The organism is Lysinibacillus sp. 10T31 (assembly GCF_056394365.1).
The window spans coordinates 1-18,047 of sequence record NZ_JBFTHS010000066.1 but is presented as its reverse complement, the minus strand read 5'-3'; the positions used below and the strand labels follow the sequence as shown (position 1 = coordinate 18,047).

At 34.7% G+C, this 18,047-nt stretch carries 18 protein-coding genes and 3 pseudogenes; 5 read left to right on the top strand and 16 right to left on the bottom strand.

Annotated features, from left to right (window positions below; genetic code table 11):
• Positions 1-196: 196 nt before the first annotated feature.
• Together AC1DCY_RS24295 and AC1DCY_RS24290 are read right to left on the bottom strand one after the other, a co-directional pair.
• Complete coding sequence (locus tag AC1DCY_RS24295) at positions 197-358, bottom strand: hypothetical protein (protein WP_477354397.1); 162 nt, start codon at positions 356-358, stop codon at positions 197-199.
• Positions 359-764: 406 nt separating this feature from the next.
• Positions 765-914 (bottom strand): hypothetical protein, encoded by a 150-nt coding sequence (locus AC1DCY_RS24290; protein ID WP_053594876.1) that lies wholly within the window; start codon positions 912-914, stop codon positions 765-767.
• Between the two features lie 396 nt (positions 915-1,310).
• Here AC1DCY_RS24290 and AC1DCY_RS24285 point away from each other — a divergent pair, with 396 nt between their 5' ends.
• From AC1DCY_RS24285 to AC1DCY_RS24275, 3 genes are all read left to right on the top strand, one after another.
• Entirely contained in the window at positions 1,311-1,544 is a 234-nt protein-coding gene (locus tag AC1DCY_RS24285) for a DUF5367 family protein (RefSeq protein ID WP_477354401.1), read from the top strand.
• Positions 1,545-1,563: 19 nt separating this feature from the next.
• Complete coding sequence (locus AC1DCY_RS24280; RefSeq protein WP_477354394.1) at positions 1,564-1,926, top strand: VOC family protein; 363 nt, start codon at positions 1,564-1,566, stop codon at positions 1,924-1,926.
• 707 nt (positions 1,927-2,633) lie between these two features.
• On the top strand, positions 2,634-3,566 hold the full coding sequence (locus AC1DCY_RS24275) for a C40 family peptidase (protein ID WP_477354392.1): 933 nt from the start codon (positions 2,634-2,636) through the stop codon (positions 3,564-3,566).
• A gap of 440 nt (positions 3,567-4,006) precedes the next feature.
• Here the strand turns inward: AC1DCY_RS24275 and AC1DCY_RS24270 are convergent, their stop codons facing one another.
• The 8 genes and pseudogenes from AC1DCY_RS24270 to AC1DCY_RS24235 form a co-directional block, all read right to left on the bottom strand.
• On the bottom strand, positions 4,007-4,963 hold the full coding sequence (locus AC1DCY_RS24270) for an acetyl-CoA carboxylase carboxyltransferase subunit alpha (RefSeq protein ID WP_283868104.1): 957 nt from the start codon (positions 4,961-4,963) through the stop codon (positions 4,007-4,009).
• Positions 4,956-5,804 carry an acetyl-CoA carboxylase, carboxyltransferase subunit beta gene (gene accD / locus AC1DCY_RS24265; protein WP_477354390.1) on the bottom strand — a complete coding sequence of 283 codons (849 nt, stop codon included), beginning with the start codon at positions 5,802-5,804 and terminating at the stop codon, positions 4,956-4,958. The genes AC1DCY_RS24270 and accD overlap by 8 nt, the downstream gene beginning before the upstream one ends.
• A 21-nt stretch (positions 5,805-5,825) precedes the next feature.
• Positions 5,826-6,464 (bottom strand): annotated as a pseudogene (locus AC1DCY_RS24260) (FadR/GntR family transcriptional regulator).
• A gap of 302 nt (positions 6,465-6,766) precedes the next feature.
• Positions 6,767-6,940: a hypothetical protein gene (locus AC1DCY_RS24255; RefSeq protein ID WP_157059193.1), complete on the bottom strand. Its 174-nt coding sequence runs from the start codon at positions 6,938-6,940 to the stop codon at positions 6,767-6,769.
• Between the two features lie 91 nt (positions 6,941-7,031).
• The gene (locus AC1DCY_RS24250) at positions 7,032-7,223 is read right to left on the bottom strand and encodes a hypothetical protein (protein ID WP_477354387.1); all 192 of its coding nucleotides are present in this window, start codon (positions 7,221-7,223) and stop codon (positions 7,032-7,034) included.
• 68 nt (positions 7,224-7,291) lie between these two features.
• Entirely contained in the window at positions 7,292-7,711 is a 420-nt protein-coding gene (locus AC1DCY_RS24245; protein WP_477354384.1) for a hypothetical protein, read from the bottom strand.
• A gap of 248 nt (positions 7,712-7,959) precedes the next feature.
• Positions 7,960-9,345 (bottom strand): UDP-N-acetylmuramoyl-tripeptide--D-alanyl-D-alanine ligase, encoded by a 1,386-nt coding sequence (locus AC1DCY_RS24240; protein WP_477354381.1) that lies wholly within the window; start codon positions 9,343-9,345, stop codon positions 7,960-7,962.
• Between the two features lie 134 nt (positions 9,346-9,479).
• A complete protein-coding gene (locus AC1DCY_RS24235; protein WP_477354378.1) occupies positions 9,480-10,874 on the bottom strand; it encodes a UDP-N-acetylmuramoyl-tripeptide--D-alanyl-D-alanine ligase in 1,395 nt (464 codons plus the stop codon).
• A 148-nt stretch (positions 10,875-11,022) separates the two neighbouring features.
• On the opposite strand from AC1DCY_RS24235, the gene AC1DCY_RS24230 reads away from it, so the two are divergent.
• Complete coding sequence (locus AC1DCY_RS24230) at positions 11,023-12,228, top strand: ATP-grasp domain-containing protein (protein ID WP_477354399.1); 1,206 nt, start codon at positions 11,023-11,025, stop codon at positions 12,226-12,228.
• A gap of 75 nt (positions 12,229-12,303) precedes the next feature.
• On the opposite strand, the gene AC1DCY_RS24225 is transcribed toward AC1DCY_RS24230, so the two are convergent.
• From AC1DCY_RS24225 to AC1DCY_RS24205, 5 genes are all read right to left on the bottom strand, one after another.
• On the bottom strand, positions 12,304-14,598 hold the full coding sequence (locus AC1DCY_RS24225; RefSeq protein WP_477354375.1) for a YheC/YheD family protein: 2,295 nt from the start codon (positions 14,596-14,598) through the stop codon (positions 12,304-12,306).
• A gap of 335 nt (positions 14,599-14,933) precedes the next feature.
• Entirely contained in the window at positions 14,934-15,365 is a 432-nt protein-coding gene (locus tag AC1DCY_RS24220; RefSeq protein ID WP_477354373.1) for a hypothetical protein, read from the bottom strand.
• Between the two features lie 181 nt (positions 15,366-15,546).
• Positions 15,547-15,882, bottom strand: a complete 336-nt coding sequence (locus AC1DCY_RS24215; protein ID WP_477354370.1) for a DMT family transporter — start codon at positions 15,880-15,882, stop codon at positions 15,547-15,549.
• 14 nt (positions 15,883-15,896) lie between these two features.
• Positions 15,897-16,223, bottom strand: coding sequence for a DMT family transporter (locus tag AC1DCY_RS24210; protein ID WP_477354367.1), 327 nt, complete (start codon positions 16,221-16,223; stop codon positions 15,897-15,899).
• Entirely contained in the window at positions 16,220-16,759 is a 540-nt protein-coding gene (locus AC1DCY_RS24205) for a TetR/AcrR family transcriptional regulator (protein WP_477354364.1), read from the bottom strand. The genes AC1DCY_RS24210 and AC1DCY_RS24205 overlap by 4 nt, the downstream gene beginning before the upstream one ends.
• Positions 16,760-16,993: 234 nt before the next feature.
• Between AC1DCY_RS24205 and AC1DCY_RS24200 the strand changes: the two are divergent.
• Positions 16,994-17,500 (top strand): annotated as a pseudogene (locus AC1DCY_RS24200) (transposase); the annotation flags it as partial.
• Positions 17,501-17,899: 399 nt separating this feature from the next.
• On the opposite strand, the pseudogene AC1DCY_RS24195 reads toward AC1DCY_RS24200, so the two are convergent.
• Positions 17,900-18,047: pseudogene (locus AC1DCY_RS24195) on the bottom strand (IS30 family transposase); the annotation flags it as partial.

Genomic DNA, 18,047 nt, shown 5'->3' with positions numbered 1-18,047 from the left:
TTCTGATATGGTAAGATGGGTATAGCTCATAACGATTCCTCCGTTTGAATGTTGGTGTGGTAACTACATTCTACACGAGGTCGTTATGGGCTTCCTTTATATTGATTTCTGAGTGTTGCACTTAATATTACAATCCGTCACAAACAAAAAAAGAGGGAAATACCCCTCAATCTCTTATATCCATTAATCCCCATTTTCACGCAGATGCTACCTGCTTCACTTGTTGATATCCAAACTTTTTGCTTGCTAATTCAGTCACTTGAGCATCATGTATTTCAGGTACATAATTTTCACCGAGGTTAATTTCATTTGATGATAATCCGAATAACTCTTTTACTTGCCCACAATATAAATGCACTTCAAATCAAATCTCTTTATGATCAAATTTGTTGTCTCTATTAATAATACTACACACCATTTTTATCCATCAGATAGCTTTTCTCTAATCAAAAAAGTTAAAGTCTCTATAGAAAAAACTTTCACTAAAATAAATTCATAAAAACTCCAGTAAAATGGTAAACCCTAAAAAGTTCACCAATAACTATAAATAATAATCCTATACAATTTAGCTGGAGTAAAACCTATTCAAGCGAAAGGATTACGTCATTCACATGCTTCATTTTTTTAAAATGAGTAAAATGTTAATCGATTGATTATAAAAGATCGATTAGGTCATGAAGACATTAAATCATTAAATCAACACAAAAAAACTTCGAATAAGAAAAACATAGGGAGATTTTAGTCTTCCTATGTTTTCATTCATATTATTTATCTGTTTGTTCTTGCTTCTTTTTCAAATACTCCGCACGTATTTTTTCAAGTTGCTGCTTTTTATCAAATTTGGCAGGCTTGTGTTTTTCATGATACTTTGTCACAGCTACCTTACCTTTAGTATCCAATTGATATTTCCCCACTTTGTTCACCTACTTTTCTTATCCTTAAAGAGAATCTAAATATAATATACCTTATTTTACTGAAGTAAACCTTATTAGTGTACTGCTAACCTTGCATATCCGTAACTTAGTAAAATAATTCATCGCTAAATGGTAATTCATTATAATTATCTTTACAACCTTAAATTTGCTGATTCATTTTAAAATCATCAATCAAATCACTAATTTTGACCAAAATACCCCCCCTTCTAGTTATTGATTATTAATAACTAAATGAGAGTTTAATTTTTGAAATATAAATAGTTGTACGTTAATCACATTATTAGTACTTAACAATTCAACTTAGGCATTAGTATGACTGCGTTTATAACCTATTTAGATTATAAGTCCTACTCCTACTCAATCCTTTAGGCTGCTATTTGTATCGTATTACCTAGAATGCTCCTCGATGCAGTCGTATTATTAGTTTTCGACAATATTTTCCCGAATTTATCGGCTGATGTAGATCGATATTTCGCCTCATGGCTATTATGGGCTTACTCCCTAATTCTCATTACTGGTTTTACAAATGCTTCATTCGTGAAAAAATTACTATTCATTCGTCAAATTAAAGGATTTGGCATTATTATCCTAGAAGTAAGTATTGATTAGAATTAAAGGAGGAGAAAAAATGGTTATAGGCTTACATCACGTTCAAATAACAATTCCAAAAGGTGAAGAAGAAAAAGGGAAATATTTTTACTGTCAAGTATTAGGACTAAAAGAAACTGAAAAGCCTGATTCGCTGAAAGGACGAGGTGGATTTTGGTTACAGGTCGGCAATAGAGAGGTCCATGTAGGTACGGAGGATGGCTTTGACAGATTCACGACAAAGGCTCATATTGCTTATCAAGTTGAAAATATCGAGCAGTGGAAAAAGGTATTAGCCGAACACCATATAGAAATTTTCGATTCAGTTCCTATTCCTCATTTTGAACGCTTTGAATTTAGGGATCCATTCGGTAATAGAGTGGAGATGATTCAGGAAATTTAAAGAAAACAGTTGAATAAAAGGCATGCCGTAAAAATATTTTGTGAAATAAAGTATGATCTTCAGCAAATCAACTTATCCACATGACAGACGTTTTAACAAAATATCATCCAACTTTTTAATTTTATCGGAACACTTTTACGTTTTATCGCCCAATTTTTTAGTTTTATGGATTAACTTTCGCGTTTTATCATCCAACTTCTGAATTTTATCGACATCCGTCTTCTAAAGAGCAAAAAAAAGATAAATCGTAGGCATGATGAGAGGATGATTTCCATTCCTACTGGGGGCGTTCGATGACCCGCTTCGCTTGCGCTCCTGGGTCTCATTTGTGGCGCTCTTCTCTCCTAGTACCTAGAAAGAAACTCCCCCTTTTATCGCTAAGTTTTCCGTAGTAAATATATAGGTTGGTAATTGTCGTTTAGCCCTTCGTCATGTCTTTCAAGACCTTCTTCCAACGCTTAGAAATGCTTGTAATGCCTGCCCCTATGGCCTTTCGTTACTTTAACACTTCACCCAACTGAAACATTTGTAATATAACTGTAAATTAAGGCTATGAAGCCTTTTATATCAGGTGTTTGCAGCGAATTCCCATCCACCGTGGTAACATTTACCTCAAAGAAGCCCTACTTTTTCATGCTACGATTAATTCCAGTGACAAACCAAATCAGGATTAATCCTAACATTAGCTTCAGGAGGAATTTAACAACATGAATAAACGATTTTTAACAACAACATTAGCATTGACGATAGGTTTTAGCACAGTGGGGATGGTACAACCAACTGTTCAACCTATAGAAGTAGAGGCTGCAACAACAAATACCCTGAATAACTCACAAGCAGTTAATGCGAAAGCGGATCAGTTAATTCAAACTGGAAAAAGCTTAATGGGTAAGGCGACATACAGCAATTCCGAATACAAGGCTACATATCCTTATAAATTTTCTTGCGCTTCATTTATCATGTACATTTTCGAGAAAAATGGTGTAGATATTGGTACTTATAATGAAGATTATATGATACAGCAAGGAACAGCTGTTAGCAGAAATCAATTACAAAAAGGTGATTTACTATTCTTTAAGAGTAAAAAAACTGGGACAGACCCTGACCACGTTGGTATGTATATTGGGAACAATAAAATGATTCACATGGCTGATTCTAAGCAAAATATCGTTATTTCTGATTTAAATAGCAAACCGTATTATACAGATAATTATGTAGGGGCCCGTAGAGTATTACCTACATTACTTTCAGCTAATCCTGCAACGAAAGGCGATAAAATTGTTGAAAACGCCTTTAATTATAAAAATAAAGTAACTATGAGCTCTACTAATAATGAAGCAAGTCTTCGCTTTACAGCGCCAGGATATGTAGACTTCATCTATCGTAAGAGTGGAATTAAACTGGGTACAACCAATTTAAAGGAACTAATGAATGTTGGAACAACGGTTTCACGTACTAATTTAAAAAAGGGAGATTTAGTGTTCTTTAACAGTGTTAAAGGCTCTAAAACCCCTTCTCTAGTAGCTATCTATGCCGGAGATCAACGTATTATCATTCCAAGTTCTAGTGGTATTACTACAAGAGTACTAATGGTTGATTATTATAAAGAGCATTATATTACAGCAAAACGTGTTTTTTAAGAAAGTTTACTAGAATCATTTCAATTGCTTCAAATTTGAGATGCTCAACAGAATAAATAATAGAAAAAGAAGCTTTCCTTAAGTTTTATTAAAAGTCAAGAAATTATTATAAAATGAAATTATAAAACGGAATCGACATCAATTGTTGATGTTGGTTTGTAATAAAGTTTGATTAAAAGTTTGTTGCAATAGTTGATTTTATAATAGAAGAAACCCACGCATTTTGAAAAAAGTTTGATCAAAATGCGTGGGTTTTATTTAAATGCGAAGTTATTTTTATCAAACTATATTACAAATAATCGAACTTTATTATAAATGATCAATCTTTTTTTACAAACTACAACTCTTTTTTCTTCCATCATTAGGATATTAATTTATTTAAGAAACATTTTTTATCTCTTTACGAACAAATTCACATGTCCAATAACCTAAAAATGAATTTAAACTTCTGTATATTGTCCAATCTTTCTGAATTTCTCATAGCGATCTTCAATTAATTGTTCGCCATTTAGAGAATTCAATGCTTTTAGTGTGACGCTTATACATTCTTTTATATAAGATGCTTGCTTCGCAACATTGCGGTGTGCTCCACCAGTTATTTCAGGGATTATTCCATCAATAACGTCGAGCTCTTTTAAGTCAGGTGCTGTTATACGCATTGCTTCTGCAGCTTGCTTCCCTAGGCTACCATCTCGCCATAAGATCGATGCAGCCCCTTCAGGCGAGATAACCGAATACGTTGAGTTCTCTAACATAAAGACGCGATTAGCTACCCCTAATGCAATGGCACCCCCACTTCCGCCTTCCCCAATAACAATACTAATAACTGGTACTGTTAGAATCGCCATTTCAGAGAGAGTTCTAGCAATGGCTTCACTTGGGCCGCGTTCCTCGGCTGCCTTACCCGGATAGGCTCCTTTTGTATCAATAAAACAAATAATTGGGCGCTTAAATTTCTCAGCTTGCTTCATTAAGCGTAATGCCTTACGATATCCTTCAGGGTGTGGCATACCAAAATTTCGTCGAATATTTTCTTTAGTTGATTTTCCGCGTTGATGTCCAACAATTGTTACGGGCTGTTCTTCAAAGAGAGCAATTCCTCCAAGAATAGCTGCATCATCACCAAATGTACGATCTCCATGTAACTCAATAAAGTTTTCACACATAGCTTCTATATATTGTAAAGTAGTTGGTCGTTCTGGATGTCTAGCAACCTGTACACGATCCCATGGCTTCATATTGGCATAAATAGATTGTTCTAGCTGTGTTAGACGTGTTTCAAGCTTTTCGATTTCGCTTGTCATATCTACATCTGCCTCTGTAGCAATCGTTTTTAATTCATCAATTTTTTCTCGTAATTGTACTACTGGTTCTTCAAAAGCTAAATTTTTAGACATGTTGCACACCGCCTTTTGTATGCATTTTTACAAGCATTACTACTTGATTTCGTAAATCCTTCCGATGGAAAACTGCATCAAGCTGACCATGCTCTAGTAAAAACTCTGACTTTTGGAAATCATTTGGTAATTTTTCCCTTAATGTTTCTTCAATGACACGGCGACCAGCAAAGCCAATCAATGCTTGTGGTTCAGCAATATTAATATCTCCAACAGAGGCAAAGCTTGCTGAAACGCCACCGTATGTAGGATGCGTCATGATCGAAATAAATAATAGTCCTTCTTCACTATGACGTTTTAATGCCACACTCGTTTTTACCATTTGCATTAATGATAGAATACCTTCTTGCATGCGCGCTCCACCACTAGCAGTAAAAATAATAACCGGTAAACGTAATTCAATAGCTTTTTCAACGGCACGTGTGATTTTTTCTCCTACAACGGAGCCCATTGAGCCCATACGGAAATGAGAATCCATAATGGCTACAACAATTTCTTCTCCATCAAGAGTACCTAACCCAGTCAGTACAGCTTCGCTTAATCCCGTTTGTTGTTTAGCCACTGAAATTTTTTCTACATAATCAGGGAAATTAAGTGGATTACTTGTTTGTAAATGATCATCCATTGAAACAAATGAACCTTCATCTAAGAGATATGCTACGCGCTCCTGTGCAGTCATTTTGAAATGATGGTCGCATTTTGTACACACTTTATGATTTTTTTCTAATTCCTTTGTTAACTGAATGTGACGGCATTCTGGACATTTTGTCATAAGTCCTTCTGGAAATCCCTTTTCCTGTCCGTCCTCTTTCTTTTTACTAAATAAGCTACGTATTACCATGTTTTACTCCCCCTTTGTTGTCTAAATGCCTTGTTCAGCATTCATCCACTGTTCGTAAGCTTTTAATGCTTCTTTTTCATAGCCAAGCTGCATCGATTTCAACATAGTTTGAATGATTAATTTTTCTTCTTCTGTTGAGTTTCGATTTAAACGGTCACCGGCATAAACTGCTAACTGAAACCAGACTTTTAGTGAAAGACGATTTCCTGACGTGATGATTATTTCTCGTAAAACATCCCGACAATTAATCGTACTTTCTATCTCTAGCTTTACAAAAAAACTGCCCCACTCTGGTAGTGTTCGCAGAGTCTCTGTACAACTTATAACGCGAATGGCTTCCTTTTCATGAATTTGTCGCGTTAATTCGACATCCTTTTTGATTTTTCATCTTCTAATATAAACATCGACAATATTTCTACGAGCTGATGCTTTTGTAGAAGCTAGATACGTACCTTCCCCATGTCTCGTTTCAATAAGACCTAATAACTCTAAACTTCGCAATGCCTCTCTCGCAGAGGATCGCCCGACACCTAGACGTTCTGAAAGGACTCTTTCGGAAGGTAACTTTTCACCAGCCTGTATTTTTTCTATTTTAATAAGTTGTCGTAATTGTTGGACGATATCTAAAAACACTTTCTTTTGTTCGGTTTTTTTATCCATACGATCAACTCCTCGGTCAATCTATTCGCCTTGGAATAATTATTGCTGTCGCTTTCCTTTCGCGCAGATAAACAATGCATCCAAAGGCTTTATCTTCATTCAGTATCTTCATTCAGTAGGTGTTTGGATACCTACTAAAAAGAAACAAAATCCACCACCTTCAGATGATGGCGTCTCTTACTGAATGAATTCAAAAGTGGTCTGGCCACTTTTGAAGTTGGCTTTATCTTACAAAATAATTATTTGAAAGTAAAGAAAAAACTGCATAAAAATTTATGCAGTTTCTAAAATCCCCTTCAATTTCATATTCTTTTCGTCGTTTGTGCATATTTTATTTTCACTTGAGGTCTACCAAAGCGCTTTTCAAGCGTTCTCTCAATGTAAAGCAATTCATCTTCTAGTAAAAGCTCTTGAACAAGATGAAAAACTTGCGGGAATAAGGTTACAGAAACCGTTCCAAACTCATCCTGAAGCATGTAAACGGCGACCTACAAGGAAAGCACGTACCTGGCATCGTCCGGACGTGGCCCACTGAGCCAATACCCAGGGTTATTAATCGTAACTTTTTTATAATCGTCGCGACTTTATTTTAAACATCGTATCCTTTTTATAAACATCGCATTTAGCCTGATATACTTGATAAGGTAAATCTATATCATCTATAATTTGTGGCTGCCATTCTTCATTGATAATTTTAAAATAAGAATCTGTTAATCTTCGATGGAGAATAGCTTCTTCTGTACCTGCAACAGAGGGCATTCTAGGCTTATCCTCTCGAACACCTTTTATTTCTTCTTTATAGCTGTGTAAAATAGCTTGACCATCTATTAATGGATTACTGGTAGATACTGTTTTAAACGTATCATAGATTTATAGTAGGATTTTAACGCTGATAAAAATCGACTAATTGTATTCGGACTCTTATTAGTTAAATTTACAAAACGAAAAGTGTTTTTATCACGAACCTTACATTTCATCTCATGCATCAAATAATCTTCAATTGCGACACGTACCTTTTCCTGAGGATCATTCCATAGCACCCTGTTCCCTTGATAGTGACTCTCTTTCTCTAACCATTTAAAAAATGGAAGCAAACATTTCAAATAGGATAAAGCAGAGCTTTTATCAATTCTCCCTAAACAATCATGATAATAATCTGTTAAAGGAAGAAAAGGTTGGTTATCTTTAAATACTAGTAACTCATATTTGCTTTCAATAAGCTTCGGACAAAACTCAAACCAATACAATTACTAACCTCCTTTAAACAAGAACTAAAGTTCATATCTTATTGTTTTTCTTCGTAATTGTAAAATGTTTAATCTTTTAATAAATCTATAAAAAATTTATTCAAAATAAAAATGCACACTACTAAAATCAAATTTAGTAGTGTGCATTTTTTATTAAATGTGAAACATTATAAACAAAACGCTATCTAATAAGATGTAAAATACAATTACTCGTACTTAATCTTACAGAGTAGAAGCTTCTTTTTCTATTATTTATTTTTTAATTGATTCGCAAATTCTATCATAGATTTGCTAGACATTGGACCTTTAATAAGTACAATGGTTTCACTATCGAGCTTATGCTTTAGTACATCTAAAACGCCTGTAACATCTTTAAACATATGAACATCTGCCTTGGTGCCATCCTTCAACGCTTGGTTCGCAATATTTTCTGCTCTATTGCCAATAGTAATAAGCGTATCAATATTTCTTTTCGCGACCATTGTGCCAATCTCTCGATGATATTTTTCTTCGAAATTTCCTAATCTCTTAATGTCACCTAAAATAAGAATTACTTTTTTCCCTTTTCCTATCGTATCTAAAACCTTCAGTGCTGCTTCAACAGAAGTCGGGTTATTTGTCCAAGTATCATCTACTATAGTACATTCACCGATGCCTGTAGAAAATTCTAAGTGTCTTGCCATCGCTTTGAATGTTTTTAATTGCGAAATTGCGACAGCAATGGAAAGGCCCATTTCCTTTACGGCAGCTATTGCAGCTAATGCATTGTATACTTGGTGTTCTCCGTATCCTGGAACAAATAAATTGTATTTTTGATTTGACACTTTAAGTACAAATTTCATGCCGCCTTTTGTGAATTGTATATTCGTAGCTTGATAATCTGACTTTTCGTTGACGCCGAAGGTAATAATCTTTCCTTTAAATTTATTTAGGGGGATCTTTTTAATGTTTTCATCATCACCATTAATGATTAACGTGCCATCTTTTCTTATTCCTTCTACAATTTCAGCTTTTGCTTTTATATAGCCATCAAGATTATTACATCCATCTAAATGATGAACACCGATATTCGTAATAATACCAATCGTAGGCTGATAGATCATACACTGGTGTTTAATATTCCCTATATTCCCCAATCCTAATTCAAAGATAGCTGCTTTTGTTTTCTGATCGATCCCAGTCAAGTACGGTAAGGATTGCCGTGGCTCATTTTTACTGCTAACAGATGCTTGAACATTCCATTCTTTACTAGCTATATGTTTAATCATTTCTTTCGTTGTCGTTTTACCACATGTTCCGGTCAAAGCAACGACTGGTATTTGAAATAGATTTCTATAATAGTCCATAAATTTCCAATATGCCTGCACAATGCTCTTGACGTGTATAACGGTCGTATTCTTCAGCGCATTTTTCAATTCCACTGATGATTTATCAGAAATGACTAGAGATGGCCCCTTTCGATCTATTTCTTGCCAGTTGATTGTATCACTTTTACTAACAAACATAAGTGTATGATTTTGAGTCAGTTCATGTCGATTATAATAAATTGCATGTTTAACAGACCAACGTTCAGAACCGCTTATTAATTCTCCTTGTAATAATTTTCTTATATCGCTCACACTTATATGTTGCAAGTTAACTACGCCCCCTTTCTATAAAGTATATTTCTGAATAAATGAGTTAAAATGTGACTATGCATTTCAAGCAATTGATTATAGAAATGCTCATTCTAGTAAATGATGAAAAATAACATTTATTTAGGTGAAATCTATTCAGAAGAAGATGTTTTTTTTATTTTTAAATCATCTGCCAACTTAGAAACTTCTTTACTATACATATCTCCTTTAATGAAAAGAATCGTATTTTCATCTACAATATCTTCTAACAATTTATAGACGCGCGTACTATTTTTAAAAATATACACAGGTGAACTCAGTCCTGCCTCAATGGCATGAAGCGCCATAATGCTTGCATGTTCCCCTATCGTAATAAGTACATCGACCCCAATTTCACTAATTAATTCTCCCGCTTGCTCGTGAATAATATACCCCCAAGACCCTAAATCTGTAATCGTCCCAATAACGGCAATCGTTTTCTTGCCTTCTCCGAGCACATTCAAAACTTTTAATCCTGCCTCTAAAGAAGTAGTCGTAATATTCCATGTATCATCTATTAACATGGAATTATTAATGCCCTTAAACACCTGAAGCTGCTTATTCAATTTTCGGAATGATGGCAGTTGTTCAGCTGCTAAAGAAATCGGCAAACCCATTTCACAAATAGCTGCAATCGCAGTGAGCGCATTATATACTTGGTGCTCGCCAAAACCTGGTACAAAGATTTCATAGAGTTTCTTTTTGTGATAAACGTTGAACAGCATACCATTTTTGTGGTAGCGAATATTACTTGCTTGAAAATCACAGGATTCATGCTTACCTACTTTAATAATGCGTCCTTGAAACTTCGATAAATCTATTTTACTTGAGTTGATATCATCAGCATTAAGGATTAAGGAGCCTGTGGGACTAATAATGTCCAGCATTTCACCCTTTGCTTCGATATACCCTTCTAAAGTTTTACAATAATTTAAATGATGTGCTCCTATATTTGTAATAATCCCAATAGTCGGCTTGAAATATTGCCCTGCAAGTTTGATGTCCCCCGGTGAACCAACAGCTGTTTCATAAACGGCTGCGTCGGTATGATCATCGATATTCAGTAAATATTGCAAAGAAGCAGTTCTAGAATTACTACTAAGTGGCGTGGATGCTACATTTTTTTCTGCAGAAAGTATATGTTTGATCATTTCCTTCGTCGTCGATTTACCAGAAGTACCCGTAATAGCTACGACAGGGATATTAAATTGATTGCGATAAAAATTTACAAACTTCCAATAGGCCTCATCTGTATCTTCTACTTTAATGATGATTATTTGCTCAGGTAATTCATTTTGACTGTATAGTCTATCGGTTACAAGCACTATAGGATAAAGTGACTCATAATCTTTCCAGTTCACAATACGCTTATTTGTAAAAAGGGCGGTATTTGGTTTTTTCACTTGCTTCAGTCGATAAGCGCCATGTTGAATCAACACTTCCTCCGACCCTTGCACTAAATGGCCTGCAGTAATGACTGTTAAATTCTGCACCGTAAGAGGCTTCATATTATTTTCCCTCCTTTCCACTCTAGTATATGTAGCTTCTTAAAAGTTGCTTGGATGTATGCGAGATACATAACTAGAGGAAATCTATTTCTTCGCATATATATATAGTTGATAAAGTATCTAACGAACAATAGAGGGAGTGATATACCTGAAAACAATTATATTTATCGGCACTAACAAATCCGGGTCAAGTCGTGAAGCAACAAGAGCAGCAGAAAAATTAGGTTATTTTACAGTCCTTTTTACAAACAACGAAAAGCAGTTACAGCAGAGAAAAGCCTACCCAGATATTCATAAAATGATTCTTATTGATACTTCGAATATAGAAGACATGAAAGATGAAATTTATAATTTAACTAAAACCGGGTTAGAAATAAAATCTATTGTTAGTTTTGTCGATCCTTTTGTCCATATTGCCTCAATTTTATGTGATGAATTTTGTGTCAACTATACGTCTTCAACAGCTATCGAAATGATGGAGGATAAAGAAAAAACTAGAAATTTTTTAAAGAACCAGCCTTATTCTCCTAAGTTTTTTCTTCTCAAGCCAAATGAGTCCTTCTCTAATAACTTGGCATTTCCACTTATTGTGAAATCTCCAAAATCAACAGGCTCCAAAGATGTTTTGTTAGCCAACGACTCAGACCAACTGAAGAAACACCTGAGCCATCTGCGAAGCAAAAATCCTCGAGAAACAATAATGATTGAAGAATATATCGAAGGTCCGCAATATTTAGTAGAAGCACTTGTCTATAAACGGCAAGCTAATGTCATCGGTATTATTGAACAAGAAATTACTCAAGGTAAACGTTTTATCATTACTGGTTATGGTGTTCTCGTCAAAGCTCCTAAAGAAATTCAAACTGGTCTTGAGGAAGTTCTCCAATCTATTGTTAAAGCGTTTAACATCGAAAATGGTGCTCTGCATTTAGAGCTTCGTTTAACAAAGAATGGCTGGAAGCTTATTGAGATTAATCCACGAATCTCAGGGGGAGCAATGAATACTATGCTTCACGCCGCTTTTGGATTTAATTTAGTGGAAGAAACACTTAAATTATTTTTAGGTGAACGCCCCGATATCAATCCAAAGCATCGAAAGTTTGTCTATACAAAATACGTCATTGTTGAAAGTAAAGGTATTTTAGAAAAAGTTATTGGAAGAAATAGAGCAACTAATTTACCAGGAGTTGTGGATGTATATATAAAGCCGAAAAGAGGGACATTACTGACCCCGCCTTTATCGATGGGACATCGTTATGCATATGTAATTGCGGAAGGCGCAACATTAGCGGAAGCTAAAAATAAAGCCATTAACGCCGCAAAAGAAATAAAGTTCATTCTAAAAGTATCTTAGATTTAAAATACTTTCTAAAAAAAATATCCCGAATAATTGTTTCCTTCAAAAGGTCAATTACTCGGGCTTTTTTATTTACTCTTGATATTTTTGATCTAAAAATTTAACCGTATCAAACATATTCGTTTTACTAGCACCCTTTACTAAAATGGTGTCGTGAGGCTGTATCACTTTCTCTAAGAGTGCATGCAAATCATCCTTATTGAGGAAATGATAAATTTTAGAAGGATCCATCCCTTTTGCCTTCGCTGCTGCTCCCATTTCCTCCGTTCTAAAACCATAAGTGATAAATAAATCAATGTCTTGCTCATAAATGTATTCGCCCAACTTACGATATTCCTCTTCTCTCAAATCCCCTAATTCTCGCATTTGACCAATAATAGCAATTTTACGTTTCTTCGCTATATTTGTAAGAACATCAATAGCTGCCCGTACGCCCTGAGGATGAGAGTGAACGGTATCGTCAATTAGTGTAATGTCATCGCGACAGTTATAAATCGTTAATCTTCTAGGTGGTTTTTTGAAATTCAGCCCTGCTTTAATATCTTCTGGACTAAACCCTAAATAATCCGCAACCGCAACGGCATTTAGCGCATTATAGACATGATGTTCTCCTAAAATTGGGATATACATTAAAGTTTCCTGTCCATGCAGAATTATTTTAAAACTCATACCGATGTCTTTATATTGAATATCATAAGCTTGATAGTCCGCTTTATTATGAATACCAACAGTTAAGATTTTTCCTTTAAATTGCTGTGTCTCTAAATACTTAGAATTATCATCGTCCTTATTTAATATTAATAAACCGTTTTGGTCCATTCCATGTATTAATTCCGACTTTGCCTTGGCCACTCCTTTAATATCTCCATCGAAGTTGCCCACATGAGCTAAACCAATATTTGTAATAATACTAATATTCGGTTGGATAATGCTACAGTGATTTGTGATGATGCCTGGATAAGCCATCCCATATTCAAGCACAACGGCCTCATGGGAAGCATTAATTTCTTCTTTATGTTTTTTCGTATGCTCTGTAGTATTCCAATAATCTTTTGACTCAAAGATATTCCATTTTACCGATAAAATGGAGGCTAGGAATGCTTTTGATGTTGTTTTTCCAGCACTGCCTGTAATCGCGATAATCGGTAAAGCTTTTTCTTCTGCTAAAATCTTATCTTTTGGTAAAGCTTTTTCTTCTGCTAAAGTCTTAACTTTTGGTAAAGCTTTTTCTACTACTATTGCTTCTTCTACTAAAGATTCTTTTACTAAAGTCTTTTCTTCAGATGAATCATTATTTTTCCTATATTGTCTAATTTCCCTTTTGATTTGCTTCTGGTTCTTAGCAAGGTACATTGCATACCTTATAGTATTGATGACCACATCTAATTCTAAATAAAAAGCAGGAGGGCAACCTGGTCGCCAGTTCACTTCATACATCCAAATTTTTCTTTGTTCATCTAAGCCGACATCAATGCCAATTTCATCAATGACTTCTCCAAATTGCGCCATCTGAATTTCATCTAAATGTCGAGCTAGTGATAAAGAAAAATGCTCTAACATACGCCGAATATCATAGGCATCTTCTTTAAATTCCTGCTCTAGAAAAGGATCTAAATAATTGGTAAAACCACCATTGTTAATATTCGGTATAATCGAGCCATTTGGTGCAATTCGCGGATAAACCGTCGTTATAACCCATTCACCCTCACCATTTTTTTGAACATGAAGACGAAAATCATAAATTTGACCTGATTTTGTTTTTGATTGAATATAGGGCTGTACGATAAAGGTGCCTGTAGAAAGTTGCGCTCTAATTAATTCATCTAGCTGTGACTGTGAACAAACAATAGTTTCCCTATCCTTCTTTACCTCAAAGTTAGTTCTTCCTACTTTCGAAATAAAATAAATCCCTTTTCCCTTCCGGCCATCTATCGGTTTAAATACGACTTTTTTATAAAAAGCCATAAATTTATGCAGTAATTCAACATTTTCCACGATCTCAGATGGGATTAAATACTTATCAAATTCCTTTGCTTCCTTAAGTCGCTTCATCACATTCCATTTATTCCCAATAGAATAAGTTGTAAAAGGTATCTCCTTTTTCAATTTCTCAATAATGTCCTTTGATACCGATAATTTTTCTGGACTTCCTGCATTGTATATAACATCTGGAAATGGCATCATTTTTTCATGCCAATCACCATTTTCATATACCTTTCCTCTAATGGAACGTTTATCAAAGTCAACGCTTTTTGGGGTAAAGTAAAAAAATTGAGCTCCTTCTGCTTGTGCAACGGCCGCAAATGCATATGATTTAAGAACAGTTCTAGGATCTAGCCGATGATGCAGCATTCCGATAATTGTCATTCATTAATCTCTTCCCTTCATAGGATTCTCTCTCTAATAAATTCAATGAATACAACGTGTACCTAGACAGATGCTCTAATTATTATGTTATTTTAATAGTATTAAATTATGCCTCGGCATTATTGTAGCTTTCGCTACAGAAAATTTTTGCCGCTGTCGCTACCCTTTCGTGCAAAATAAACAATGCGTCCGGAATCGGATTTGTGCTTATGCCTGCAAGTAGGCCGACACGATGTCAGTCATTTCGGTAATGCCACAGGACGTGGAGTTCTTAGACTGAGTTCCTTTATTTCAGCGGATGTATGGACACCCACTGAAAGAAGTTGAAAATTTTATCACCATTTGGGCTCAATGATAAATTTCCCTTTTAACATGTCAGGCTTTAATAACTGAATCGCTGATATACCACTTAAATCGATTGATTTTTCTGAGGATGTTCGCTCTAATCGGACAACCTCCGCTATCAAATTCGTATCATGCCCTTCATAATCATAGGCTCGCAAAAGCGAAACAGTTCCTCGACAATTTTCTTTATCAATAGCCTCTATGCGAAAAAACTCTGTTTCAAACTGCTTTACCGTATCCATTAATCTTAAATGTGTACCGTTGTGGGTTATTAAAAAAAAGGGAATCGTATCGCTTCCCACTATTTTCACAAGCAGCTGCCCGAAATATTTAGAATGAAAATCCTTTATTACATCCTGGAGTGCTTTTATGTCGTAGAGCGCTTCACATAGAAAATGGGTTTTTTTATTTTCATTATTCATTTCCCCAGCCCTCCTAATCTTTATGATCTTTCTTTAATCATTGAAACAAATACAAAAATATTTAACACCTTCTCGCTATAATATGTAGCACTTAGGAATATGACGACTTTTTTCGTAAAGGAAATAAGGATTCTACCAAAAAAAAGAAAACGTCCATTTTAGGACGTTTTCTTTTTGGATGTTATGTTGTCGCATTATGTTGGTCTCCTTGATTTAGAAGAAAAACACCACCAATAATCAGTGTAATTCCAATCGCTGAGTAAAGATTAAAAATATCTCCCCATACAACGATTCCTACAATCACTGTTAATGCTGTACCTATACCAGACCAAATAGCATACGCAAGGCTTAATGGTAACGTTTTTAAACATAGGGACAATGAATAAAACGAAATGCCATATCCTACTGCGACTGCAATGGAAGGACCTATAATAGTAAATGCCTCTGAAAACTTAAGCATCGTTGTTGCAAATACTTCACTAACAATGGATAACGTTAAAAATAGATAACCCTTCATTGACAAATTCCTCCTTAATGCCCGGTACCAGCAAGATTAAGTACAACTACACCGATAATAATTAATATAATACCCATAAACTTTTTTACATTAAATAATTCCTTATAAAAGACTATACCGATTATCGCCGTTAGCGCCGTTCCTATCCCTGCCCATATCGCATAAGCAGTGCCTATTGCTAAAGATTGTAATGTTAGGGAAAAGAAATAAAAAGCTGTTCCATATCCAACCACTACACCAATTGAAGGGTATAATCGTTTAAAGCCATTTGTAAGTTTCAGCATCGAGCTTGCAAAAACTTCTGAGATAATTGAAATGAATAAAAAACCCAAAGCACTCATGTATGATAGTCCTTCCTTGTCATGTGCATTAATTGTTCATAGACACCGTCTGCTGCCTTAGCGGAAATCGGTGCGATATTTAATAGTTTCGAATAATACAATCCATCAATCGTTAAGCGAATCAAATGAACAACGGATTCCTCCAAGCCATCTTGGAACAACTCGTCTAGTAAACATTCATAAACTGTTGAGATGGATGAATGGTCATTTTGCATAATTTGAATCGCAATATTTAAGGGTGCCCCATTTGCAAGATCTTTTTGAGATGCTAAAATAAATGCTCTCGTTAATCTCCCAGTTCCTTGTTCAAGGCTTGCAAATTGTTCATAGGATTGTACCACCTCGTTCCAAATCGTTTCAGCGATTGCTGTTTGAAGCGCATCCTTGGTATTAAAATGATACAATAATCCACCTTTGCTAATGTTCGCCTTACTGGCAATTTTATCTAAAGTTAAAGTACTTAAATCATTGTCCTTTAAATATTGAATCGCCGTTTGGATAATATGTGAACGTTTTAAATCTGCTTTTGATGACATAAAATCGCCCCTTCCAAAAAGAAAAAACCGTCTGGACGGTCTTTTTTATTTTATAGCTCTTATTTCACATCGTCAATTATAATAAATAAGGCGATTCGAAGTGTCTGTTGCACTTGATTTGACAAAATTTTAAAAATAAGAAATGATTTTAAAAAGAAAAATTTTCAGAAAGTCAGTTTTTTTAATACTTGTGTGTTAATTCCATATTCACGACCACTATTTTGGATGCAGTGGTATGATTTTGAACCCATTTACCGTCAATTACACGAGTATCAAATGCGTGCAGTGATTCCCTATAATATCCGCAATGAAGGCGAGTATCTTGGATTTGATGAGCATTTTAGACCAACATGTGTACGTGAACACAGCTACTGTTATGACAGCTTCGATGAAAAATATAAACACTAAAGTTCACAAGACCAAAGGAATGTGCAACCTGTCCATTACGTGATGATTCACTCTGTCAAAAGGTTTTTCAAAATCAAATGTGGCACGGATATACGAAAATTCACGTATCCAGCACGTGGCTCTGAACTTTGGAAACAACTTTATAAGGAACGTACCGCCGTAGAACGTGTGAATGCCTATTTAAAACAATATTTTCAGTTAAACAACGTCCGTCATAGAATAGGAAGAAAAGCCAAACTTCATTTAAACCTGGTGACGTTTATTTATAATACCTGCAAATTAGCAGTGGATCGGCTAAACGCTTTATTACAATCAGAAACTCAAGCAGCATAATTTTAAAAAACGTAAGTTTTCTTAATAGGAGCAGTCTAAGCTCTTGAAAAATATGATTTATGAAATTGATTCTTGTATAATGAAATAAAAATATAATGGTATGGGAGATAGAAATATGAATAAAAAAGAGCTAAAGAATCTACTAATAGAATCAAGAATATTTAATAATGGTGTTATATTCTTATCTTTACTTATGATGTACAGTCTGATATATAAAGCTGATGTAAATGCACTAAAAATCCTGTTTTTCACTTTCTTATTCATGGTGTTTAGTTTCTATGATTATAATTCAACAAAAAAGAAATCAAGGAAATGAATAGTTTATTTGACATATTATTACTTATTGGTATAATTAAAATTAATTCTTACTAATAGGGGGTTTTTTTATGAGATGATTTGTCAAATTAAGTGCAACAATTGCTCATTAAAAGCCTCGTTTGCAGTTTTCCAACCAAGACATTTTCTTGGTCGGTTGTTGATATAGTTTAATGATTCTGTTAGTTCTTCTGGTGATACTTCTTCGAAATTTGTTTGCTTTGTTTGCTTA